Genomic DNA, 450 nt, shown 5'->3' on the forward strand with positions numbered 1-450 from the left:
TACGGATATGGAATACCTGCGCAGGAACTGGTATGGGAAAAAGGCATCTGCCCCGACACTGGAAAAGAGACACCATAAATATTTCCTGCGTTTTTCCTATACAGAAGAAGTGATGTTTACCAAGACACCTGTAAAAGAGCAGATCATCTGCAGTGTGGATCTGGGGATCAATACGGATGCAGTCTGTACCATCATGCGGGCAGACGGAACTGTCCTGGGGAGAAAGTTTATTGACTTCCCCAGTGAAAAAGACCGTATGTACCGCACACTGGGACGAATCCGCAGATTCCAGAGGGAACATGGATCTGCGCAGGCAGGGGACAGGTGGGCATACACCAGACGTCTGAATATAGAATTAAGCAGAAAGATCGCAGGGGCAGTTGCAGAATATGCATGGGAGAATCATGCAGATGTGATCGTATTTGAGTATCTGGAAATGAACGGAAAGAT

General features: G+C 47.3%; 1 pseudogene. It reads left to right on the plus strand.

Annotated elements, in window-relative coordinates:
• Positions 1-450: pseudogene (locus LJE11_RS19355) on the plus strand (IS200/IS605 family accessory protein TnpB-related protein); the annotation flags it as partial.

The organism is Blautia sp. DFI.1.216, assembly GCF_020594215.1.
GTDB classification, from domain to species: Bacteria; Bacillota; Clostridia; order Lachnospirales; family Lachnospiraceae; genus Blautia_A; species Blautia_A wexlerae.